18 protein-coding genes and 1 tRNA gene are annotated in these 21,813 nt (G+C 64.2%); 9 read left to right on the forward strand and 10 right to left on the reverse strand.

Going from position 1 to position 21,813, the window contains the following annotated elements:
- Positions 1-56: 56 nt before the first annotated feature.
- The 5 genes from AArc1_RS11540 to AArc1_RS11560 form a co-directional block, all read right to left on the reverse strand.
- Positions 57-584, reverse strand: a complete 528-nt coding sequence (locus AArc1_RS11540) for an 8-oxo-dGTP diphosphatase (protein ID WP_117364511.1) — start codon at positions 582-584, stop codon at positions 57-59.
- A gap of 70 nt (positions 585-654) precedes the next feature.
- Positions 655-4,395, reverse strand: coding sequence for a UvrD-helicase domain-containing protein (locus AArc1_RS11545; protein ID WP_117364512.1), 3,741 nt, complete (start codon positions 4,393-4,395; stop codon positions 655-657).
- Positions 4,388-5,461, reverse strand: a complete 1,074-nt coding sequence (locus AArc1_RS11550; protein ID WP_117364513.1) for a PD-(D/E)XK nuclease family protein — start codon at positions 5,459-5,461, stop codon at positions 4,388-4,390. Before AArc1_RS11550 ends, AArc1_RS11545 begins: the two co-directional genes overlap by 8 nt.
- The gene (locus AArc1_RS11555) at positions 5,454-7,766 is read right to left on the reverse strand and encodes a PD-(D/E)XK nuclease family protein (RefSeq protein ID WP_117364514.1); all 2,313 of its coding nucleotides are present in this window, start codon (positions 7,764-7,766) and stop codon (positions 5,454-5,456) included. The genes AArc1_RS11550 and AArc1_RS11555 overlap by 8 nt, the downstream gene beginning before the upstream one ends.
- A 67-nt stretch (positions 7,767-7,833) precedes the next feature.
- Positions 7,834-9,483, reverse strand: a complete 1,650-nt coding sequence (locus AArc1_RS11560; protein ID WP_117364515.1) for a thiamine pyrophosphate-binding protein — start codon at positions 9,481-9,483, stop codon at positions 7,834-7,836.
- A 776-nt stretch (positions 9,484-10,259) separates the two neighbouring features.
- Here AArc1_RS11560 and AArc1_RS11565 point away from each other — a divergent pair.
- Positions 10,260-10,664 carry a CBS domain-containing protein gene (locus AArc1_RS11565; protein ID WP_117364516.1) on the forward strand — a complete coding sequence of 135 codons (405 nt, stop codon included), beginning with the start codon at positions 10,260-10,262 and terminating at the stop codon, positions 10,662-10,664.
- Positions 10,665-10,765: 101 nt separating this feature from the next.
- Here the strand turns inward: AArc1_RS11565 and AArc1_RS11570 are convergent, their stop codons facing one another.
- Positions 10,766-11,104 carry a hypothetical protein gene (locus tag AArc1_RS11570; protein ID WP_117364517.1) on the reverse strand — a complete coding sequence of 113 codons (339 nt, stop codon included), beginning with the start codon at positions 11,102-11,104 and terminating at the stop codon, positions 10,766-10,768.
- Positions 11,105-11,250: 146 nt separating this feature from the next.
- Here AArc1_RS11570 and AArc1_RS11575 point away from each other — a divergent pair, with 146 nt between their 5' ends.
- Positions 11,251-11,589 (forward strand): hypothetical protein, encoded by a 339-nt coding sequence (locus tag AArc1_RS11575; protein ID WP_117364518.1) that lies wholly within the window; start codon positions 11,251-11,253, stop codon positions 11,587-11,589.
- Positions 11,590-11,607: 18 nt separating this feature from the next.
- On the opposite strand, the gene AArc1_RS11580 is transcribed toward AArc1_RS11575, so the two are convergent.
- The 3 genes from AArc1_RS11580 to AArc1_RS11590 form a co-directional block, all read right to left on the reverse strand.
- Positions 11,608-12,276: a nitrous oxide reductase accessory protein NosL gene (locus AArc1_RS11580; protein WP_117364519.1), complete on the reverse strand. Its 669-nt coding sequence runs from the start codon at positions 12,274-12,276 to the stop codon at positions 11,608-11,610.
- A 450-nt stretch (positions 12,277-12,726) separates the two neighbouring features.
- Positions 12,727-14,208, reverse strand: coding sequence for a PAS domain S-box protein (locus AArc1_RS11585; RefSeq protein WP_117364520.1), 1,482 nt, complete (start codon positions 14,206-14,208; stop codon positions 12,727-12,729).
- A 220-nt stretch (positions 14,209-14,428) separates the two neighbouring features.
- Positions 14,429-14,500: transfer RNA gene (locus tag AArc1_RS11590), tRNA-Ala, on the reverse strand.
- A gap of 285 nt (positions 14,501-14,785) precedes the next feature.
- Here AArc1_RS11590 and AArc1_RS11595 point away from each other — a divergent pair.
- From AArc1_RS11595 to AArc1_RS11615, 5 genes are all read left to right on the forward strand, one after another.
- Positions 14,786-15,256, forward strand: coding sequence for a 30S ribosomal protein S15 (locus tag AArc1_RS11595; RefSeq protein WP_117364521.1), 471 nt, complete (start codon positions 14,786-14,788; stop codon positions 15,254-15,256).
- A gap of 6 nt (positions 15,257-15,262) precedes the next feature.
- Positions 15,263-16,438 carry an exonuclease gene (locus tag AArc1_RS11600; protein ID WP_117364522.1) on the forward strand — a complete coding sequence of 392 codons (1,176 nt, stop codon included), beginning with the start codon at positions 15,263-15,265 and terminating at the stop codon, positions 16,436-16,438.
- Entirely contained in the window at positions 16,435-16,719 is a 285-nt protein-coding gene (locus AArc1_RS11605; RefSeq protein ID WP_117364523.1) for a KEOPS complex subunit Pcc1, read from the forward strand. The genes AArc1_RS11600 and AArc1_RS11605 overlap by 4 nt, the downstream gene beginning before the upstream one ends.
- Positions 16,712-17,353 (forward strand): 30S ribosomal protein S3ae, encoded by a 642-nt coding sequence (locus AArc1_RS11610; RefSeq protein WP_117364524.1) that lies wholly within the window; start codon positions 16,712-16,714, stop codon positions 17,351-17,353. Before AArc1_RS11605 ends, AArc1_RS11610 begins: the two co-directional genes overlap by 8 nt.
- A gap of 213 nt (positions 17,354-17,566) precedes the next feature.
- On the forward strand, positions 17,567-17,752 hold the full coding sequence (locus AArc1_RS11615; protein ID WP_117364525.1) for a hypothetical protein: 186 nt from the start codon (positions 17,567-17,569) through the stop codon (positions 17,750-17,752).
- 91 nt (positions 17,753-17,843) lie between these two features.
- On the opposite strand, the gene truD is transcribed toward AArc1_RS11615, so the two are convergent.
- Positions 17,844-19,214 carry a tRNA pseudouridine(13) synthase TruD gene (gene truD, locus AArc1_RS11620; RefSeq protein WP_117364526.1) on the reverse strand — a complete coding sequence of 457 codons (1,371 nt, stop codon included), beginning with the start codon at positions 19,212-19,214 and terminating at the stop codon, positions 17,844-17,846.
- Between the two features lie 164 nt (positions 19,215-19,378).
- Here truD and AArc1_RS18730 point away from each other — a divergent pair, with 164 nt between their 5' ends.
- Together AArc1_RS18730 and AArc1_RS11625 are read left to right on the forward strand one after the other, a co-directional pair.
- Entirely contained in the window at positions 19,379-19,537 is a 159-nt protein-coding gene (locus AArc1_RS18730; protein ID WP_154670599.1) for a hypothetical protein, read from the forward strand.
- Positions 19,534-21,759: a PAS domain S-box protein gene (locus AArc1_RS11625; protein WP_228442318.1), complete on the forward strand. Its 2,226-nt coding sequence runs from the start codon at positions 19,534-19,536 to the stop codon at positions 21,757-21,759. Before AArc1_RS18730 ends, AArc1_RS11625 begins: the two co-directional genes overlap by 4 nt.
- Positions 21,760-21,813 lie beyond the last annotated feature (54 nt).

Raw genomic sequence — 21,813 nt, forward strand, 5'->3', positions numbered from 1 at the left:
TTGCACCCACGAATATCGAAGAGACGGTGTGTCGGCTCGGTCGTCGAGACGGCGTTTCACCCGCGAGATCGCGTCGTCGAGCCGTCCGTGATCGGGACGTCCCACTCGAGATCGTGATCGACGAAGTCGGCTTCGTCTAGCGGGGGCCCACCTTCGAACGCGAACTCGCCGACGACCGTCCGTCCAGAAAGGACACCGGGGAGCCACAGTCGGTCGTCCTCCCACATTTGATCGTAGGGGATCTCCTCGACTGAGAACCACTCCGGGCGTGCCTCGGGCGTCGTCACGGGCTCACCCTCGAAGCGGTCGGCCCGATAGACATGACAGACCGTGTGGACGTCACCGTCGAGCCGGAACGTCAGTTCGGCTGCCTTCTCGAGTGCCGCCGGGTCGACCTCGAGGCCGACTTCCTCACGCGTCTCACGAATTGCACACTCCCGTGGGGTCTCTTCGGCCTCGAGCTTGCCACCTGGGCCGTTGTACCAGCCTTCGCCGAGCCCGCGACGTTTCTCGATTAGCAGTACCTCCTCTGGAGTCACGCCGTCGGTCCCCCGGAGCGGAAAACACAGCGTCGCCTCGGTCATATCTGCCCCTTGGTTCGACGACACATAAACCGTCGAGAAATCGTATAGGACAGTGGATGTACCCGAGGCATCAGTCGTCGCCGGTGCCCTCGAGCGCATCGATCTCGGAGAGCCCATACTCCGCAGGCGCACAGCCAAGCGAGCGGTGCGGACAGAACCGACAGTGGGCACCCGGCCTCGTCTCCTGATAGGACGGATCGTCGACGGCCTCGAGGGCGTCGCGGACGTCGTCCCATGCGGGTAACTCGGCTGGATCGAACAGTTCGACACCTGGGCCGTCGACGTCGCCCACGTAGACGTAGCCGGCGGCCACGATCGGTTCGTCGAACCGGTCGTTACAGGCTCGCACGTAGAGGGCGAGCTGAACGGCGTCTTCGGGGTCGATCCGCTCGGCGGTCGTCTTGTAATCGAGGACCACCAGTCCGTCGCCAGCTTCGCCTGCTGCCGCGTCGCTCGTGGGCAACCGACGAACCGAGTCGACGTAGCCGACGACGTCGCCCGCCAGCCCTGGTACGTCCGCGAGCGAAAACGGGAGTTCCGCAGCCAGCTGTGGCCACTCGGCGATGGGGGAGTCGACGGTCGGCGCGTGAGCCTCGAAATAGCGATCGACGCAGGCCAATAGTTCGTCACGAGACTCGAGGAGGCCCCGGGCCGTCAGCTGACGGACGGCCGCCTCGCGCCACTCCTCGCGGGTCCGGTACTCCCGGTAGAACGCCTCCTCGGCGACGTCGTGAAAAACCGTCCCGACGACTCGCGCGCTCGAGCGTCCGTCTGCCCGACGCCGACGTCCTGCCCCGGTCGGTTCCGGGTCGTCGATCGCTCGGACGACGTGCTCGAGGTAGTGTTTTCGCGGACAGGTCTCGTGGGTCTCGAGCGCCGAGTAGCTGTGATAGATCGCAGCCTCCAGGTCGGTTCGACTCGTGAGGGCTGTGAGTGGGAACCGGACGGTGTCGGCAGACAGCGCCGAGAGCGACCGTCCGTTTGGGACGCGGATTGTCGGGACGTCACCGTCGACGTCGGCGACGCGTTCGCGGACGTCCGCCGCGTCGGCTGCCGGAAGCAACGTTTCCGTCCGGAGCAGCCGCCCCAGTCGGTGGACGGTCTCGATCGCCTCGCGCGTCTCGAGCGGTTCGATGGGGCGGTCGTCGTAGCCGGCGTAGTAAGTGATCGTTCCAGGGCTGGTCCCGGCCGAGCGGCCGATCTCGTCGGTCCGGTCGGCGACGCTTCGGGGGTAGGTTTCGCGGACGCGCTCGAAACTCGACCGCAGCGTCTCCCAGAGGTCCATCCGACGGCCGGTCACGGACCACTCGACTTCGGGAGCGAGACAGGCGTCGGCACTCGAGGCAGCGAGGTCGCCCTCCTCGCCGTCGTAGTCGTACGCCGAGCCGAAGACGAACAGGTGGTTTTCGGCGCGGGTGAGCGCGACGTGGAGGACGCGCCACTCCTCGGCGACCGATTCGGCTTCGAGGTCGGCACACAGCGGCGACTGCACGTCCTCGGCGAGCGTCGCAGCGAGGAGTCGGTACCGGGCACGTTCGGCGTAGTCGCGGTCGACACACCACTCCTCATCCGAAAGATACGGGACGAGTACGGTGTCGAACTCGAGGCCTTTCGCCTGATGGACCGTCATCACGTCGACGCAGTCCTCAGAGCGCGTCCCCCGCGTTCGGTCGCTTCCGCTCCCGGCGAACAGCCGCTCAAGTGCGTCGACGAACTCGTCGGTCAGCCGCCTGATGATGTCGTCGCCTCCGTAAGCGTCGACGAACCGATCCAGCCGGTCGAGTTCCGCCCGCTCCTCGCCGGTGAGAAACCACTCGAGTCGCGTCAGCTCGCGAAACCGACGCAGGAAGCCCGACAGCGGGTAGACGTCCCGTTGTTCGGACAGCATCTCGAGGTGGGTACGCGCCGTCTCGAGTCTGTTGGGGCGTTCGAGTGTCTCCGGATTCACGTCGAAGACGGCCTCGAACAGCGAGCCATCTCGACGCTGGAGCGTCCGGAGATCGGCCGCAGGAAGGCGGTACCGGTAGGTGAGTACCCGACGGAGGTGGACGTCCGCGTCCGGATCGACGAGGGCGCGGAGGTACGACAGCAGGGTCTGGATCCCGGGTGCGACCGTGCCCCGTGGCGAGCCGGAGATCTCGTAGGGAATCTGGCGGTCACGAAGTGCCCCGGCGACGGCCTGGGCGTGACGGTTCGTCCGGACAATGACGGCGACGTCGGCCAGGTCACGTCTGGGAACGTTCGTCGCTTCGCCGTTGAGTAGCCGTGAGACGGTGGCGGCGACCTGATCGGCCGGATCACTCTCGAGGTCGTCGCTTTCGACCACGACGACGCGATCCGGCGGCCCGTCGGGGTCGTCGGGTTCGTCGACACACCAGTACTCGCCAGGTGTCCGCCCGTCTTCGCGGAGGGTCTTCGTCGACTGGCCGTCGTAGTAGCAGTGGTTCGTTAGGTCGAGAATTTCCTGGCGCGAGCGGAAATTGAGTTCGAGCGCGAGCGCTTCGTGGTCGTCGTAGACGTCCGCGAGCCGGTCTAGGCCCTCTCGATCGGTGCCTCGCCAGCCGTAGATGGCCTGGTCTTTGTCACCGATAGCGAGCAGTTCGGGACGGTCGGGGCCGTCGGTCAGCGCGGTGATGAGCGAGAACTGCGTCTCGTCGGTGTCCTGAAATTCGTCGCAGTACACCTGGTCCCATTCGGCGGTGAGTCCGTCGGCGATCCGCTCGGCTGTCGGCCGATCGACCCCCGCTGGGTCGGGCTCACCGGCGACGAGGGCCGTCGCAGTCCGCACGAGTTCGTCGAAATCGAGCGCCCGTTCGGCCTCGAGGTGGGCGTGGTAGTCAGCGTAGACGTCGGCGTAGTGGCGGGCGAGCCGGAGGAACTCGACGTGGTGTTTGAGACGACCGAGCGGCGTCTGTTCGATGCGCGTCGTTGCCGTGCCATGAATTTGGTTTCCGAACAGCGCCCTCGGCAGGTGTTTCGTCGTCGGGTCGTCGAGCGAGAGCGTCTCGATCGTCTTCGTCACGCACGTCTGGAGCGCGCGGAAGTAGCGGTCGATGTCGCGGACGACATCGTCGTCCCGGAACGGGGCCGGCGACTCGGCGATCTTTTCGCGGCAGTACTCGACGAGTTTGCCGTACTCGACGAGCGATTCCCGGGCCGTCTCGAGGTGTTCCTCCCGGTTGAAGTACCGAAACGCCTCCTCGTCGAACGACAGCCGGTCATCGGCCCGGCGCTCGAGCCAGAGGACGAACTCGGTACAGAGCTCGAGGGTGCGAACGTCGGGCAGTCCCGCACGGAGGTCCGCCGGCGAGACGTCTTCGCGGCTCATCGTCGCAACGAACGTATCGACGCGATCGACGAGGTCGGCGGTCGACGCTTCGCTCTCTACGAAGGGAGCCGCGAAGCCGTAGTCGGTCTCCGCGAGCAGTCGACCGATGATCCGGCGGCGTTTTCGGTCGGTGACGATCTCGAAGTCGGGCGAGTACCCGAGGTGGTAGGCGTACTCGCGAACGAGCCGGTGACAGAACGAGTGGTAGGTGTAGACGTCGATCGCGGCCGCCGCCTCGGGCTCGAGTCGACGGGAAACCGCCTCACGGATGCTCCCGGCGGCCTCGTTGGCGAACGTCAATACCAACACGTCGTCCGGGTCGACCTCGCCGCGGTCGATAGCACGCTCGATCCGGAGGAGCATCGTCGTCGTCTTGCCCGTCCCCGCTCCGGCGTCGACGGAGAGACAGGACGCCCGCTCGTCGATGACTGCCTGCTGGTCGCCTTTCGGCTCGAGGGCCGCGCCGTCCCACCGGTCACCCATCGAATCGCACCTCGCTGGCGATGTACTCGGGACAGCAGACGGCGTACTCACAGTCTGGACAGGCGTTCCGTTCGATCTGGGGCCAGCGATCGGCCGGGGCGTATCCGCCATCGAGAAGCCGCGCGACCACGCGAGCGAGCCGGTCGTCGACGCTCCGGTTTCGATGCTCGAGCGTCATCCCGAACGTGTGGTGGTCGACGTAGGCGTCGGTGAGGTCTGCGACCTCGAGGGAGGTTTCGACGGTGCCACGGATCCAGTTGACCGCGGTCGCCGTCCGGTCTGCGAGCGGGAGCTGGACATACCGACAGGTTCGTCGCTCGAGGCCGAGGCGATCACAGAGGCGTCGAAGGCCCTCGAGAACGACGCTCGTCTCGAACAGCGCTGCGACCGGTTCGGGATCGAACGCGTCGGTCTCGGTGTCGAAGTGATCGGTGAAGAGGCGCTCGACGTCGCCCTCCCAGTCCGATCGGTATCGCACCAACCCGAGCGGAGCGAGCGTCGGAACGAACCTGACGCCGACGATGGACGAGCCGTCGGCGTAGACGTAGTCGACCGTGGCATCGATACGGACCGTCCGCGAGCGGGCGGTCGACTCGTCGTCGGCGGTCGGCCCATCGGCGGTCGATCCGTCCGGCGCTGGAAGCGAGACGGACCGCGCCAGGGGGAGTACGGGGCCGATCACCTCACCGTCGGTCTCCGCCTCGAGCCGGCGGATACCTGCTGCGTGGTCGGCCCCGAACTCGTCGATGTACGCCCGTAGCGTCGCCTCGAGGACGGTTCGCTCGTGGGTTCGCTGGGCCCTCGAGTGGAATCGCTCGTCGTGAGCGTCCCAGAGCGTCGCCAGTCGGTCGACCGCGGCCTCATAGAGCGTGTCGGCATCGTCTTCGCCGCGTCGCAGCGCCGTACAGATCGACCGCCGAATAACGTCGACGCGTGCCTGCTGGCTATCTCGATCGCCGTCTGGCTCGGGCTCGAGGGCGTCGACGTGTGCGAACTCGTAGCGCCGAGGGCAGTGAAGCCACGTTCTGACGGCCTCGATCGGGATCGCGTCGGTCGGCTCACTCACCGCGGACCACCTCACCAGCAGCGAACTCGAACTGCGACTGGACCGCCTCGATGAGGTCATCGTCGACGCCGTCCGCTTCGAGAACGAGCGCGATCTCCTCGAACAGTTCCTCGGTCGCGGCGAGGTCGGCGTCGCCGCCCGTACTCGCCTCCCGGAGGACTCGCGTTAACTCCGCGCGTGGCTGGTCGAGGATCGTCTCGAGGGCGTTCGCCTCGCCGTAGATCCTCGCCGACCCCGAATCGACGGGCTCGAGTTCGAGACCAGGCGTCGCCCTGAGCAGGTCGAGATACCGAGACTCGTCGTGTGTCCGGCGGAGGCCCCCGGAGCCACGCTCGTACGAGCAGAAGTAACAGACGTCGGTCGCCGCTCTCGAGGCGACTGCGAGCCGCCGTCTGGCGCGCTGGGCGTGGTAGGCGTCGAACGGATCGCCGACCGCGTCGGCGTCGGCCGGCGCGAACGTCTCGACGACGGTCTCCGGAGCCGGATCCGTGACGGCAGGGTACGCCGAGACGTCGCGGAGCCAGGCTGTCGGGAACAGTTGGGTCAGAAACTGTTCGCCAGGGTAGACCTCGTCGATCAGGTCGAGGACGAAGACGGCACGTCGACGGTCGTATTTGAGTGCGTCGACCGGACAGACCGCAACACCACCAGTCGGCGGGTTCGCCTCGACTGCGTGCACGTAGGGTGCGTCGTAACGGATCGTCCGCTCGAGCATCCGTCGCAGTCCCTCCCAGTCGGGGCCGACGAGGTCCGTCTCCTCGACGAACCGAGCGATCTCGAGCACCCGTCGAATGCCTTCGAACTGCTCGCGGGCGTCGACCCACGGTTCCGCTGCTGCGATGCGGCCTTTCAGATCCGTTCGTCGAATCCATCGCTCGAGCGAGCGAGAGACGCTCGCGTCGGCACACGCCTCGAGCAACTCGGGCGTAAACGCCGGGACCCTGGCGCGAAGCCGTTCGATAGCGGCCGTCCGGTCCTCGCCGAATTCGGATTCGAGATCGTGCCGGTCGGAACTGCGTCGCCGACGGGCTCGGACACACTGGAGGGAGACGACGGCGTAGAGTTCGTTGACCGCCGGATCTTCGGCGAGCGAGGGAGTCCCGATCGTCGCTGTCGGGACCCCCGACTCGCGCAGACGCCGTCGGGTTTCGGGAACCCGTTCGATCGACGGCACAGCGACCGCGAAAGCGTCGTAGCGCCAGCCGTGGCGCTCACACAGCGACTGGACCTCGGTCGCGACCGCACGCACCTGTTCACGGGCGGTCCGTGTGCTAATCGTCCGGACCGTCCCGGAAGGTCGTCGACCACTGGTGGCCGTTCGCGTCCCGTCAGGGCCGTCCGCTGGGTCGGACACCACGTCAGTCGGCGGCGTGCCGGCGGCGAGAAACCGCGTGACTGCAGCGTGCGGTGGGGTCCTCGACTCGACGTCGCCCGTTCCGTCGGGGCCGTCGTGATATTCGACCGCCAGGCCGTCACCGACGAGGTCGTCGATCCGACCCGGCTCGACGCGGGTCCGTTCGACGCTCGCGTGTCGCTCACCGAGACAGACGAGATCCGCGTTCGCAGAGAGGGCCGCGAGGTACCGTCGGTCGAGTCGGCGGTACTCCTCGAACTCGAGGGCGAGTACGGCGTCGAACTCGGACGTGACCCGCGCACGGAGGCCGTCGGCGTTCGCCTCGAGCAGGTCGACAGCACGTGGGATCACGTCGGCCCGTTCGACGAACCCGCGCTCCGTCAGTTCCTCGTGGAACCGGTCGTTCATCGCATAGAGGAAAGACAGACACTCCCGAGCGACGCCGATAGGGCCGTCGCCATCGCGGTCGTGGTCCTCGACAGAGCCCCCATCGGCATCAGCCTCGAGCGCCGAGCGCCCGATTCGCTGGCGGGTCGCCTCGAGTAAGAGCTGTCCGACGTCGCGGCCGAAGCTCTCGTGAGCCGACGCGTTCTCGAGGTACGTCGGAACCTCCCGGCTCGCGCCACCGATAACGAGCGAAATGAGCTCGATCCGCTCTTCGTACTCGAGTCGGTCGAGGGTCGGGTCGTGGGCCTCGATCACCTTCGAGGCGTGTTCGGGCACCGACTCAACGCGGGGGGACGACGGCGAGCCGTCCGAAAGCTCGACGTCGGCCAGTGTGGCGCGGACGCGCTCGAGTCCGGTCGGCTGTCGTTTCAATACCAGGACGTTGCGCGCGCCATGAGCGTCGGCGAGTGCGGCGTACTCCGCGGCGACGAACTCGAGGAGGCCTGCCTCTGGGACGGCGCGAAGTTTACAGGTGCCCTCGAGCGACGGTTCCGTGGGCGGCATTCGTAATATGCCCCGTTTATTGGCGACTCGGTATATAAATGTACGGCGAGGCGTGGTCAGCCTGGACTCACTCGCCCATCCAGTCGCTCGCCTGCGGTTCGGACGGGTCGGTCGGTACTTCGACGAGGACCGGTTCGTCGGCCCCAATGGCCGACTCGAGTGCGGATTCGATCGCCGTCGGGGTCGTCGCTCGCTCGGCACGTAGCCCCAGGCTCTCGGCGAGTGCGCTGAATTCGATCGGCGTGTCTCCCCAGCCGTACTCGCTCGCCTCGAAGTCGTAGCCGCGTTTCGCCTGGTCGCTGATGATCGCGTAGTCTTCGTTGACGAAGACGACGACGGTGATCGGGAGGGACTCGGCGACGGCCGTGTGAAGTTCGTGTACACACATCATGAGTCCACCGTCGCCGGTCAGCGCCACGACGTCAGCGTCCGGGTTGGCCACTTGCGCGCCGATCGCCGACGGGACGCCGGTCCCCATCGTTGCCCACGACCCCGGGTTGACGTACGATCGCGGACCGCCAGCCGCGAAGACGTTCAGCCCCCACACGCGAAAGCCGCCGGCATCCGCGGCGACGATGGCCTCGGCGGGCACGCACTCACGGACGGCCTCGAGCGCACTGACGGAGGTAAGCGGTGCCAATTCGACTCGAAGGTTCTCGAGTCGGTCGTCGGTGGCGTCGCGGACGGCCCGGGCTCGGTCGCGTGCCCGCGTCGGCTGCTCGTCGACGCCACGGTCGGCCAGCGCGCGCTCGAGGCGGACCATCGCCGTTCGAGCGTCGGCGACGATCCCGACCGCGACATCGTAGCCGTTGGCGAGGTCCCCCGGATCGAGCGTCACGTGGACGAGGTCGTCGGGAAGGTCGACGCTCCAGGCGCGGGTGGCGACCGCGTCGAAGTCCGTTCCGACCCCGATCGCCGCATCGGCACTCGAGAGACACTCGAGGAGCTCCGGCGCGGCACTGCCCGAGAGCGTGCCCGCGACGGGAGCGTCGCCGGTCTCCGGCAGGACGCCCTTTCCCTTGTAGGTCGTAACGACCGGCGCACCGAGTCGACCGGCGAGCCGTCGGAGGTCGTCGCTCGCGTTCGCCGTCCGGACGCCGCCGCCGGCGACGATCACCGGCTCGTTGGCCGCCGCGAGCAGGTCGGCTGCGGCCTCGAGGTCGCCCTCGTCGACCGTCTCGACGCCTCCCTGGCTGTACTCGCCGGGTGTCGCAACGGGGACGTCCTGTCGCAGGAAGTTCTTCGGAATCCCGACCCTGACGGGGCCTTTCGGTGGCGTCTCAGCGATGGCGATGGCCTCCTCGAGAACGACGGCTGCGCTTTCGGGCGACTCCACGAGCAGGTTCGCCTTCACGACGGTGTCGTACGTCTCGGGCGGTGTCTCGTGGATGCCGTCGCCGCCGCGGACCTCGGGTTCGGTCTCGACGGCGAGGTGGACCAGCGGCGTGCAGTCGTTGAGCGCGTTTTTCAGTCCGTTCATCGCGTTCATATCGCCCGGGCCGGGGACGACGACCGTCGCGGCGGGCCGGCCGCTCGTCTCGGCGTACCCCCACGCCTGGTGAGTCACGGCGGTTTCGTGTCGCGCCATCACGAACCGGACGTCTGCTCTCGCGTCGATCGCGTCGTTCAGCGGTAACGTCTGTTTGCCGGGAATCCCGAACACCGCGTCGATACCGTTGGCACACAGTCGGTCGACGACAGTACGGCTGACCTGCATAGTCGACGCTCGTCGACAGGCTACTTATATTCAGTCCTCCTGAGACATTCGGCCGCGGACGGCACACAGGGCTGCTCGACTACTCGTCGTGGCCCAGCTCGAAAACGGTCAGAGAGCCGATGTCGACGAGCGTCGCGATGATGGGGAGACAGCGAAGACCGTCATGCCGGCGACGGTCGTGAGAACGATCTGAGGCCGTTCCTAGAGGTGCACACTGACGTCCAGTGGCTACTATCTCGATTCAGCGAGAGAATCCCGCCCTTCCCCTGAGGAACGAGTGTTCCGACGCTTGCTGTCGAAACCGAGGACCGAACAGGGCGGGCGTGAATCGCGTCACTTTCACTCCGCTTTGCATGATTTACGCCTACTGGGGACGTTTCTCGAAGTAACAACTCGGGAAAAGTGGGTGTGGTTTGGCGTTCACCCGTCAGCAAAAACGCGAGCCTGCCCGAGTCAGACTCGGACGCGAGTCCAAGTCAGGTGGATGGCACCGCCCGCACGGGCCAAGCGGATCTCCAAGCACACCACTCCCTCACGGGACTGACGGCTTGCGTGCAAACCGGAGTACCTGAAAAAGGGAATCTTGCCTCCGGTAGGGTCGGACCGCCCGACTTCACGCGAGAGGAACCCTCGGCGTTTACGCCGAGGAGGATGTCATAGTTACCGACGACTTGCTGGGACCGACTCGGGACCGAACCGAGAGCTGATCGACGACGAAACAGCAACCGCCGACCCGTAACGGCAATTCTTATACAGTGGCTGCGACATGATAGCGTATGGAAGACATTTTCGTCGCTCGAGTCATGTCGACGTCGCTGCAAACCGTATCCATTGACACGCTCGTCGAAGACGCGGCCGATCTGATGTTAGACGAGGAGATCAGTTCAGTGTTGGTCGTCGACGACGACAACCAGCTCGAGGGGATCTTGACCTCGACGGACTTCGTCGACATCGTTGCCAAGAGCAGCCCGAAAGCCGAGACGACCGTCGAACGGTACATGAGTTCCAATCTCGTGACGGCCACCGCTCAAGAAAGCATCCGTGACGTCGCGGATACGATGATCGAGAACGGGGTCAAACACGTCCCCGTCGTCGACGAAACCGAAGGGACGATCGGCATCGTAACGACGACCGACCTCGCATCGTACCTCTCACGTGTTCACACCCCGAGCCCCGAGTAGAGACAGGTTCCAGCTCGACACCCGATACACGGACCTGTCGGCGACGACTTCCGTCTTGCAGACGGACTGCCGCTCTCCCACTCTCTGGGCGTGGCCCTAACTCAGTTGCCGAGCTCGTCGTCCGTCATCCAGCGGACGGTCCGTTCGAGTTGCTCGGCCAAGCGGCTGGCCTCCGTCGGCGTGAGCTCCACGTCCGCGTGTCCCGTTCCGTGGTCGCCCGCCATCGCGTCGACACTGAGCACCAGCCGCTTGGTGTCGTCGTCTTTCGGCCGCACCGCAACGTCCGCCCGGTCCGGATAGTCCCGTGGCGGACCGATCTCGAGGTCGGACTCGCCCCGACTGACGCCGATCTGTACCTGTTCTGCATGCTCTACGTCCAGCGAGTCCGTCGGGTCGTCTTCGATCGACTCGTCGTGGCCAGCCGTAGTCTCGTCTGCCATATTCGGGGGTTCGCACCCCACCCCCTTGGCTGTGTTCCCGACGACGGACGGGACCACCCGACGAGACGACGATCGACCCCTCATATGAGTGCTGTCGAGGTGAACCGGGACCGTCATACCTCTGGGTCACAACGACCCGCTCGAGCATGCCCGCCCGGCCGCCATCGCCGACCTTCGCCCCCGCTTCGCCGACTATCACTTCCCCGAACGTTCCCACGCACGACGAGCGCACGCTGGCAACGACGGCGCAGGTCGTCGACGCCCTCGAGAACGCCGCCGGCATAACTATCTCGGAAGTGATGCTCGAGTCCCTCTTGCTCGAGTTCGAGCGACGTGGATACCTCGAGTGTGTCTCCTACAGCAATACCGGAACCGCCGTCTGGGACCTCACCGATGTCGCGGATCGACTCGCCGATGTGATCGCCGCAGTGGTGGTCGACGCCGTCACCACGTGGGTCAGCGATTCGGCCCACAGGAAGTGTTAGCCAACTCGTCACGCGGTTTTACGCTTCGTCTTCGAGGAGTGGCCCGCGGTAGAACTCCGCGATATCGCGATCGATGTCCTCGAGCGTGAACACGTGCTCGTCCTCGGTGAGTTCGTCGTCATCCTCGACGTATTCGACCGCTGCATCACGTTCTGCGAACGCGAGTGGGCTCCCACGCGGCATCGGGTAATCGTGGCGGTCCCGATCCTGTTCGTAGACGAAGTACCCTTCCGTCGCGTCGATGAGTTCGCCGCTCTCGAAGCAGGTCGCCCAGACTCCGTCGATCTCCTCGTCCGGATCGCCGCTGGTGAACTTTTCGGGTGCGTAATAGTAGACGGTCAGACAGCCCTTCGAACAGAAGTACTCGCGGTGGCCGTCCGCGTGAACGAGCTGGGCGTTCCAGTCAGGATAATCCGCAGCGAGCATCTGGCAGGCTGCACACTCACCCTCGTCCGGATCTTCCGGAAAGTCGACTGGCTCGGACAGATCGGCACTCTCGTCTTCGTCATCGTCCATTTCCTCGTCGTCCGTCTCCGCAGTGTCGTCGGCTTCGTCCTCGAGGTCGTCGGTATCGTCGTCCGGATCGGCCTCGTCGTCACCGAGACAGCCAGCGATGGCGGCTGTCGCTCCGATACCAACTGCTCCAAGAACGCTACGCCGGTAGACCGGTCGTCGATCTCGTGTCATGGCTGGGCCTTGTTTAGCTACCGATAAGTACGGTCTGGCACAGTTCTCGAATCGTACTGCTGACCCATATATTTTCGTACCAATCACAGAATCAAACCGCCACCCCATCGCCACAGAGTAGAGGAGGTCTCAGAACGGCTTCGATATCGAATCCAGACGTGATCGCAGCGAACGTGCTACTCGTCCGCGATGATGATCTCTTCGGACTCCTCCTCGTCCTCTTGTTCGAGGCGCCGAATCGCTTCTGAAACGTCTTCCTGGGTGGCTTCCTCCATCCTCTAACCCCCTGTTGTATACCGTCTTCGCAGTACGGGACGTTAAAGACTACTAGCGTATTCAGATCGAGAAGTTACCGGCGAGACGCCGTCGAGCCCACTTCAACGAGTCGTGAGCGTGTGACAAACACTCGTGATTGGGATAAACCACTCACGGTGACGATGATTTCGGCAGTCATTCGTCCTCACGAGCGGGCAGAACGACGATCACGCGACTCCCACCACCATCTCGCGGCCGATACTCGAGCGACCCGCCGTAATCGTCGATGACAAGGGCTACGAGCCAGAGTCCGAGCCCACTCCCGTGATCGATCTGCGTGACCGGTTCGTCGTTGAAGATACCGGTTTGCTCACTACAGGGGATTCCCGGGCCGTTGTCGAGGATGTGCACCGCGACATCTGTGCCATGATCGCAAACCTCGAGCGTGACGACTGGATCGCTATTGACCGTATGTTCGGCCGCATTCTCGACGAGTTCGACGAATGCGGTCTCAAGACGGTCGTCGGCCAGCACGGTCGGGTCCTCGACGTTGATGCAGGCGAGCGTGATCGTTACCTCCGGGTTCTGCGCAGAAAAATTGTCGACAACGCGCTCGAGGACTGGGACCATCTTCGTCTCCTCCTGGTAATGAGCTGTACCGAATGTGGCGCTCGCGAGTGTTTTTGCCGTTTCACTCGCGTCCAGCAGTCGCGAGGCTGTCGCGTCGATCTCAGCGGCGTACTCCCGATGTCTGTCGACCTCAAGTTCCTCCGTGAGTGTCTCTGCGAATCCCTTGACGATGTTGAGGTCATTTCGCAGGTTGTGCCTGAGAAGTCGGTGGATAACCTGTAAGTGCTGTTCGCGCAGCTTGAGATCCGTAATATCTCGCCCTTCGGGAATAAGCAACTGTGCTTCCCCGTTCTGGTCGGTGACAGGGCGAACCGAGAAGTCGATGATCGCAGTCCGTTCTGCTCCTTGCACGCGAACTTCGTCGCGGAAGAATGCACCCGTCCGGGCCTGTTCGACGGCCTCTCGAGCGACTCGTTTGGCCCGATCGCTCAACTGGAACCAGTACGACTCCCAGAGTGGCTTGCCAACGACCTCGGATCGCTCGAGGCCAGCGAAAGAAAGTGCCGCCCCATTGGCCTCGAGAACCGTTCCATCCACGTCAGTCAATCCGGTGAACTGATACGTGTTGTTGAACACAGCCTCGAACTGTCGCTCTCGCTCTTTCCTCGCGGATAGATCACGAAACAGTCCAGTGAAGAGACGGCTGTCACCGTTCTCATCGTGCTCTCGGAGGCTCACGAGGACGGGGATTTCGTGGCCATCTTTGTGCAGTGCCGGTAGCTCGATTCCGTCCCAGTCGATGTGTTTTTCGCCTGTTCGAAGATACGCCTCGAGTCCTGCAGCGTGAGCATCCCTGAGACGCGGAGGGATCAGGATCATCTTCGAGCTGCCGATCAATTCGTCGGGAGTGTACCCAAGGACGTCTTTGATGGCCGGATTCGCGAAGACGATCGTGCTGTCTTCGTCGATGGTGAGGATCCCCTCCGAGGTGTTCGCGGCCAGATGACGGAAGAAACCTGGCTCATCGTACGGAGCGAGCGGTGAGGCCAGCTGGTCTCCATCCCTGCCGTTGGAATCGCCAGAACCTGGCCTCTCGGTGTTTGTCACAGTCGGATGCGAGTTTCTACTGACATAAATCTGTGGGTACCACGCCCGACATTCACGACTCGACTAGCACTACCACCAACTAAGCTGCAGAATCACGTGGTCTCGTTTGAACGGAGGTATCGACTTTAAGAAGTGGACTCGCCGGGATTGAGCAAACGCGAAGCGTTTGCGATGTTCGGCGAGTTCACTGAACGGGGTTAGTGAAACGAACCGAGAGAAGTGGACTCGCCGGGATTTGAACCCGGGGCCTCTCCCATGCCAAGGGAGTGATCTACCGCTGATCTACGAGCCCTCGTTCGCATTACTCAGTTTTCCGGCCTCGAGTATAAACCCCTCGAATTCACCCGGCGGGAGGGGGTGACTCTCTCGCACGGCCTGGTCGCTCTCGAGGCTCCTGCTCGAGACGGTTACGGAACGTTTTAGTTCGCGCCCGCGATATCGACCGATGGGAAGCGCACGGCCGCAAATCTGACTGTGCCGCTCACTCTTTCGAGCGGCTTGGGATTGCGGAAGTGCACCGACGGTCCAGCGTGGACCGTCTCACTCGAGCGGTCAGTGCGATTCCTATCCTCGACCAATGGCACGAATGCATACCCGCCGTCGTGGCTCGTCCGGTTCGGACAAGCCCGCGGCAGACGAACCGCCGGAGTGGAGCGACGTCGACCCGGAGAAGATCGAAGACCGGGTCGTCGAATTAGCAGAGCAGGGCCACGATCCCAGCCAGATCGGGATCAAGCTGCGTGATGAAGGTGTCACCGGCACGCCCGTGCCCGACGTCAAGCTGGCGACGGGCAAGAAGATCAGCACGATCCTCGAAGAGAACGACGCCGACCCCGAGGTTCCCGAGGACCTGCGCAACCTGATGGAGCGTGCGGTGGGCCTGCGCGAACACGTCCAGGAGAACCCCCAGGACTACCAGAACAAACGCGCCCTACAGAACACGGAGTCGAAGGTCCGCCGACTCGTCGACTACTACCGTGGCGACGAACTCGAGGCTGACTTTACGTACTCCTACGACGTGGCCAAAGCGATCCTCGAGGAGAACTAACGCGAGATGTCCGTCGACGGCCGTTCCGCAGATCAGCCGCCACTTACGCCCGGGCTCGAGAGCGCTGGATTCGTCCGACTCATCACGCGAGCGGACGGCGACGCACTCGCAGCGAGTGGTATCATCGCCCGGTCGCTGGCAGAGCGCGGAACGCCGTTTCAGGTGGCCGTCCGTCGAACTGTAAGTCAGCGGACGGCCCGAATGCAGGCACCCGACGTCGGTGACGACGAGCTGCTAATTGCTGTCGGCGCGGTGGATGCTGAAGTACCCCGTGTCGATGCACCGGATCGCCCAGCGACGCTCGCGGCGCTCGAACTCGCCCGCGACCTCGAGACGACGCCGGATCCGATGCTCGCACTCGCGGGCCTCGTCGCGGCGGGTGTCGAGCCGGGAGCGGGCGAAAGCGAGTGGGTTCTCGAGAGCGCCATCGACCGCGACCTGGTCGAACGTCGGCCAGGGATCGCGATTCCAACCGCTGCGCCGGTCGACGGCCTGGCATACTCGACTCGACTACGTGCACCGTGGTCGGGTGATCGAGAGGCGACGGCCGACGCACTCGGCGCCGTCGGGGTGGACCCAGAGACAACGTCACTCGAGCCGGACCTCCGCCAAACGGTCGGCTCGGTGGTCGCTCTCGACGTCGTCGGTGCGAAAGCGGCGAACGAACGCGCGGCCGATACCGTCGCGCAAACGTTGAATCCGTACGCGACACCAGCAGGGCCGTTCGAGACGGTTGGTGGATACGCCGACGTACTCGAGGCGACCGCCCGGATCGAGCCGGGGACGGGGGCTGCACTCGCCATGGGCCACGACGCCCACGAGCCAGCACTCGCTGCCTGGCGACGCTATGGCCGACGCGCACACGAGGCGCTTTCGAGTGCGTCGACCGGTCGCTACGATGGGCTGTTCGTCGTCGAGATCGACGACGGCCCCGTCGAGGCGGTCGCCCGAATCGCCGCCGCGTACCGATCGCCGGAGCCGACGACGCTCGTCGTCGGCCCGGAGGAAGCCGCGCTCGTCGCACACGAGGAACTCTCGGCGTCGACGGTCGAGCGGATCGCCCGCGACCTCGCCAGTGAGGGTGACGTCGAGTACGACGTTGGCCGCCGCCGCGGCTATCTGCGCTTCGAACCGGCTCTCGACGAGTCGACGATCATCGCCTGCGCGAGGGAGTCGGTATGAGACGCGCGACGATTCGAACGACCCACGACGACCCTGACCTGGTTGCCCGGGCACTACGCCCGGACAACACCGACGAGATGGAGACGACCGTCGACGGGGATGCCGTCGTGACACGGATCGACCGCGGGACGACCGGCGGACTCCACTCGACCGTCGACGACTACGTCGTCAACCTCGAGGTTGCCACGGACATCGCCCAGGCCACAGCAGTACAGCACGACCGCCCAGCGGACGCGGGTTCTGCGTCCACCGATCAAGAACACGATACAACCAATGAGTGAACGATCAGTTTCACGCGCAAAGCAGGAGAAGCGGTGGTACACCGTCCTGGCACCGGAGCAGTTCGACCGTCAGGAACTCGGCGAGACCCCCGCTGACGAACCGGAGAAAGTCTACGACCGAACGATCGAGACGACGCTCGGTGAACTCACGAACAACGCCAGCGAGAACAACACGAAGCTCACGTTCAAGGTGACCGACGTCGGCAGTGACGCGGCGTACACCGAGTTCAAAGAGCACTCGCTGACACGGGATTACCTGCGCTCGCTGGTCCGACGCGGTGCCTCGAAGGTCGAGGCCTACGTCACCGTCCTCACGACGGACGACTACCGCGTTCAGATCCAGCCCGTTGCCTTCACGACCAAGAAGGCCGACGCGAGCCAGGAGAAGGCCATCCGCGAGACGATGGTCGAGATGATCGAAGAGGCCGCGGCCGACCGCACCTTCGAGGAGCTCATCGACGGCGTCGTCGAGGGTCGACTCTCGTCGGCCATCTACGGCGAGGCGAAGACGATCTACCCGCTGCGCCGCGTCGAGATCCAGAAGACCACCCTCGAGGCTCGTCCCGAGGAAGTCGCCGAAGAGGAAGCGACCTCCGTCGACGTCGACGAAGACGACGTCGCAGCGGACGACTAACCGTTTCGGAGCTATCTCGTTTCGTTTTTTACAGTAATTGACTCGAGAGCGCGAACTGGCTATCACCGGGTAGCGTGTCTGCCGTCGGTCGAATCGATCGACGCCGACCCGTCGGTTCGGCGCTGCTAGCGGCCAACAGCGAGCGAAACGACACTGTTAGGCCCCTCGGGTATTCGGATCCCGACCGAAGAGCGAAGCAAGTGTGAACGCATCATGAGTGCAGCAACCCCAGGACCGAACGGACGAGACGATGAGTGGGACGCGGCGGAACCCGAAGGGGTTCCCGGCGACGAACTGGACGTGATGGTGTCCGGTCCATACCGCTTGTACAGCCGCCGGCATCCGACTACGCGGTGGATCGAATCGGACTACGCCGTCGAACTCGAGACGTGGGAGTGAACGCCACCTCTCGGGAACCGACGACACGCTGTTTGCCAGCGCTCGATTCGAGAGGGTAGTCAACGGTGAACGTTCGAGGTCAGCACCGAACCTACCCGAGGTCGACCGGATCGACTTTCAGGAACTCGCGGGCGACAACCGTCGCGTACGATCCTTTCGGAAGCGCAAACGACAACTCGAGTGGGTCGGTTCCGAGTTCGAGATCCGTCCGAACCAGTATCGACCGTCGGGTCCCCGTCGAGTGGAACTCGCCGGGCAGGTCGAAGTCCGCGGGCTCGAGGTCGAGGTCATCGAGAACGGCACGTTCGATCTCGCCCTGTTCGCCGTTGGCCAGTTCGCTGTCGGTGCCGACCAGCGGGGCGGTGACGAACGCCCGACCGCGTTCGCAATGACGAGTCACCGAGCGGACGCGTCGGTCGTCGACGCGCTGAAGCCGGTCGACGTCCGGTAGCTCGAGGCCGTCGGGCGCGTCGGTATCGACAAAACAGACGACGTCACCTTCGACGGGTCGGTCGAACGGCAGTCCGCGTTCGAGGCGTTCGCTGAGCATCAGGTTGAACGCGTACGACTGGGCAGCGTGGACGAACAGCCGCTGGAGGTTCTCCGGCAGGCGCTCGAGTGCAGCGCGGAACGTCTTCGCACCAGGTTCGCTCGCACACTCGACGAGTTCGTGGAGCATTGCACGCTCGTAGCGAAGCCGGTGCGGGAACCGTTCGAGGGCTGCCTGCCAGTCGTGGGTCTCCTGGACGAACGCTCTGGCCTCCTGTGTCCCCTCGGGTTCGGCCTCGGTCGGGTTGCCGAGGTAGGCCATCACAGCGCCCTTCCAGTCGCCACGGACGATCTCGAGGCCGACCTCGTGGGTAACCGGCCGGCGGCTACCGAAGCGCTGCTGGCCGAAGAAGTTGGGGACGCCGATCGTCCACGTTTCGTCGCTCGAGCCGACGCTTTCTGTCTCCTCATCACCGAGTCCGCCGAACGCGACGAGTTCGTCGCTGATCGCTTCGGCTCGCTCCGAGGCCTCCGGTTCGCTAACGACGAGGTCGAAGGCGTTGCCCGCCAGGTCACCGAACTCGAGCGATCGGCCGGCCCGACCGATGACCTCGATCTCGGCGCCGCCGATCTCGGGAAGGTCTTCGGGATCGATTCCGGAGACGGAAAACAACTGGGTCGTGACGGCGTACTTGTCTTTCGTCCCGGCCCAGTCGACCCGTCGGCGTGAGATACCGAGTGCGTCGGAGAGTCGAGAAGCGAAATCATTGGTATCCCATCCCTGCAGAGTCGCCCGGAAGACGAGGTGGGAGTAGGCATCCGTCGGCGCATCGACGGGCTCGGTCGAGAACCGCTCGAGTTCGCGTACGCGGAAGTGTTCGTCGTTCGCGCGGAGTCGGCCGCCGACGCCCTCGGTCTCGCTGACGTAGTATCGCATCCCGACGGCTTGCTCTGTGGGGTGTGCCGGACGCATACTGATTGAGCGTCCTTCGAAGCCCGGTGATAAAGCGGTTCGTTCTCGCGACCGTCACTGGCACCCCGCCGACGAGAACTCACCCGGTTGCCCGAAGCACTTTCTCGGTTAGGCTCACCCTCGGCCGGTGTATTCATATCAATTCACTCGGACTACACGAGTAGATGGGGGGAGCAGTAACCGTCGAACGACGGGGGAATGCGTTGGGCCATCGACTGCGTGAACGCACCGTCACGACTCGAGCGAAGCACCTGGGAACCACGACAGGCGTCCCGTCCGAGTCGACCGACGCCGGTCGGGTGGACCACGAGTACGACGAATGACTGGCTTTAAACCCCCTCTCGCCGCAGACGAACCGACAGCGGGAGCGCTCCCTCACGAAGACGGGATTCTCATGCACCCACCGATGGTGTTGCTCGTCGACGACGACGAGTCGTTCATCGACCTCGTTGCGAACTATTTGACACGCGAACACGGGTTCGAAACCCGAACAGTAACTTCCCCGACGTCGGCGCTCGCGATACTCGAGGACGAAGACGGGATCGACTGCGTCGTCAGCGACTACCAGATGCCCGAGACGGACGGGCTCGAGTTCCTCGAGGTAGTGGCGAAAACCTATCCGGAGCTTCCGTTCGTGATGTTCGCCGGGCAAGGCTCGGAAGCGGTCGCCAGCAAGGCGATCCAACACGGTGCCGACGATTACTTGCAGAAAGATACCGGCGAGGCCCGGTACGATCTGCTCGCAAACCGCATCCGCAACTGCGTGACGAGAGCCAGGCAAACACGCCAGCTCAACGATCTGTACGGGGCGATCGAGGACGCAGGGCACGCGATGCTCGTCACCGACACGCAGGGAACGATTACGTACGCGAATCCGACGATGGAGGCACTTTCAGGGTACGATCGATCTGATCTCGTGGGTGAGACGCCAGCGAAGCTCAAATCCGGCGCACACGATCGCGCGTTCTACCGCGAACTCTGGGAGACGGTTCTCGACGGCGAAGTCTGGCACGGCGAGATGATCAACGAACGCGAGGACGGCAGCCGATACGTCATCGACCAGACGATCGCCCCGATCACCAGCGGCAGAACGCTCGAGGGGTTCGTCGCGATCAACCGTGATATCACTGAACAGAAGGAAAGAGAACGGGATTACCGACGGTTTAGCCAGGCGGTCGAACACGCTGGCCACGCCGTGTTGATCACTGATTCAAACGGTCTCATCGAGTACGTCAACCCCGCGTTCGAGGAACTGTCCGGCTACGACCGAGACGAGGTCCTCGGTCAGACGCCAGCCCTGCTCAAATCCGGTCTTCACGATCGGGCCTTCTATCAGGACCTCTGGGGGGTGATCGGAAACGGCGACGTCTGGCAAGGAGAGCTGGTCAACGAACGAAAGGATGGCCGGCGATACATCATCGCCCAGACGATCGCTCCCATCACCGACGACGAAGGGTCGATCGAAGGGTTCGTCGCGATCAACCGGGACGTCACCGAACGGAAAGCACGCGAGCAGGAACTCGAGCGATTCCGGAGCGCAGTCACGTACGCCGGACACGGGGTCATCATCACCGATTCGGATGGGGTGATCGAATACGTCAACGACGCGTTCGAGGAGCTAACCGGCTACTCTGCGGCTGAAATCGTCGGTGAGACGCCGTCGATCCTCAAATCTGGCGACCACGAAGAGGCGTTCTACAGTGAGTTGTGGGAAACGATCCTCGACGGTGGGGTCTGGCATGGCGAAGTCACCAACGAACGCAAAGACGGCAGTCGGTACGTTATCGACCAGACGATCGCTCCGATTACCGACGAGGACGGCGACGTCGACGGTTTCGTCGCGATCAACCGCGATATCACCCAGCTCAAATCGTACAAACGAGAACTCGAGAAACAAAACGAGCGGCTCAAGCAGTACGGGCAGACGGTCGCACACGACCTTCGGAATCCACTGACGTTGCTGGAAGCCGAACTTGCGACGATCGAACACGACCTCGAGACGACCGACGGACCGATCGACCCCGACCAGTTGCTCGAGCGCTGGGAGGACGTCACGTCGGTCGCCGATCGGATGCGCGCGTTGATCGACGACTTGCTGACGATGGCCGAGCAAGGGCAACTGGTGCTCGATCCGGAGCCGGTCTCGCTCGAGGCCGTCGCCGAGGACGCCTGGCGACAGCTCGGTTCGACCGAGGCGACGCTGCTCACCGAAGAGACCGTCATCGACGCCGATTTCGACCGGCTGCGTGAACTCCTCTCGAACATGTTCCGGAACGCGATCGAACACGCCGGTGCCGACGTCGATGTCCGGGTCGGGCCGCTCGAGACAGGGCCGGGCTTTTTCATCGAGGACGACGGCTCCGGAATCCCACCGTCAGACCGCGACCGCGTACTCGAACGTGGGTTTACGACCGACGATGAGGGCACGGGATACGGGCTGGCGATCGTCGTCCAGATAGCCGAGGGCCACGGCTGGGACGTATCGGTGACCGACGGCGCTGCCGGCGGCGCTCGGTTCGAGTTCTGTAACGTAGATGATGCCTGAGTCCGTCTCGAAGACGATACTCGGCTCCGTCTCGAATCCGTCCGGCCTTCGATG

Source organism: Natrarchaeobaculum sulfurireducens (assembly GCF_003430825.1).
Lineage (GTDB): Archaea > Halobacteriota > Halobacteria > Halobacteriales > Natrialbaceae > Natrarchaeobaculum > Natrarchaeobaculum sulfurireducens.

Coding starts and splice junctions, on each gene's coding strand:
- AArc1_RS11540 (WP_117364511.1), bottom strand. CDS start 584: ATGACCGAGGCGACGCTGTGTTTTCCGCTCCGGGGGACCGACGGCGTG.
- AArc1_RS11545 (WP_117364512.1), bottom strand. CDS start 4,395: ATGGGTGACCGGTGGGACGGCGCGGCCCTCGAGCCGAAAGGCGACCAG.
- AArc1_RS11555 (WP_117364514.1), bottom strand. CDS start 7,766: ATGCCGCCCACGGAACCGTCGCTCGAGGGCACCTGTAAACTTCGCGCC.
- AArc1_RS11560 (WP_117364515.1), bottom strand. CDS start 9,483: ATGCAGGTCAGCCGTACTGTCGTCGACCGACTGTGTGCCAACGGTATC.
- AArc1_RS11565 (WP_117364516.1), top strand. CDS start 10,260: ATGGAAGACATTTTCGTCGCTCGAGTCATGTCGACGTCGCTGCAAACC.
- AArc1_RS11570 (WP_117364517.1), bottom strand. CDS start 11,104: ATGGCAGACGAGACTACGGCTGGCCACGACGAGTCGATCGAAGACGAC.
- AArc1_RS11575 (WP_117364518.1), top strand. CDS start 11,251: ATGCCCGCCCGGCCGCCATCGCCGACCTTCGCCCCCGCTTCGCCGACT.
- AArc1_RS11580 (WP_117364519.1), bottom strand. CDS start 12,276: ATGACACGAGATCGACGACCGGTCTACCGGCGTAGCGTTCTTGGAGCA.
- AArc1_RS11595 (WP_117364521.1), top strand. CDS start 14,786: ATGGCACGAATGCATACCCGCCGTCGTGGCTCGTCCGGTTCGGACAAG.
- AArc1_RS11600 (WP_117364522.1), top strand. CDS start 15,263: ATGTCCGTCGACGGCCGTTCCGCAGATCAGCCGCCACTTACGCCCGGG.
- AArc1_RS11605 (WP_117364523.1), top strand. CDS start 16,435: ATGAGACGCGCGACGATTCGAACGACCCACGACGACCCTGACCTGGTT.
- AArc1_RS11610 (WP_117364524.1), top strand. CDS start 16,712: ATGAGTGAACGATCAGTTTCACGCGCAAAGCAGGAGAAGCGGTGGTAC.
- AArc1_RS11615 (WP_117364525.1), top strand. CDS start 17,567: ATGAGTGCAGCAACCCCAGGACCGAACGGACGAGACGATGAGTGGGAC.
- truD (WP_117364526.1), bottom strand. CDS start 19,214: ATGCGTCCGGCACACCCCACAGAGCAAGCCGTCGGGATGCGATACTAC.
- AArc1_RS18730 (WP_154670599.1), top strand. CDS start 19,379: ATGGGGGGAGCAGTAACCGTCGAACGACGGGGGAATGCGTTGGGCCAT.
- AArc1_RS11625 (WP_228442318.1), top strand. CDS start 19,534: ATGACTGGCTTTAAACCCCCTCTCGCCGCAGACGAACCGACAGCGGGA.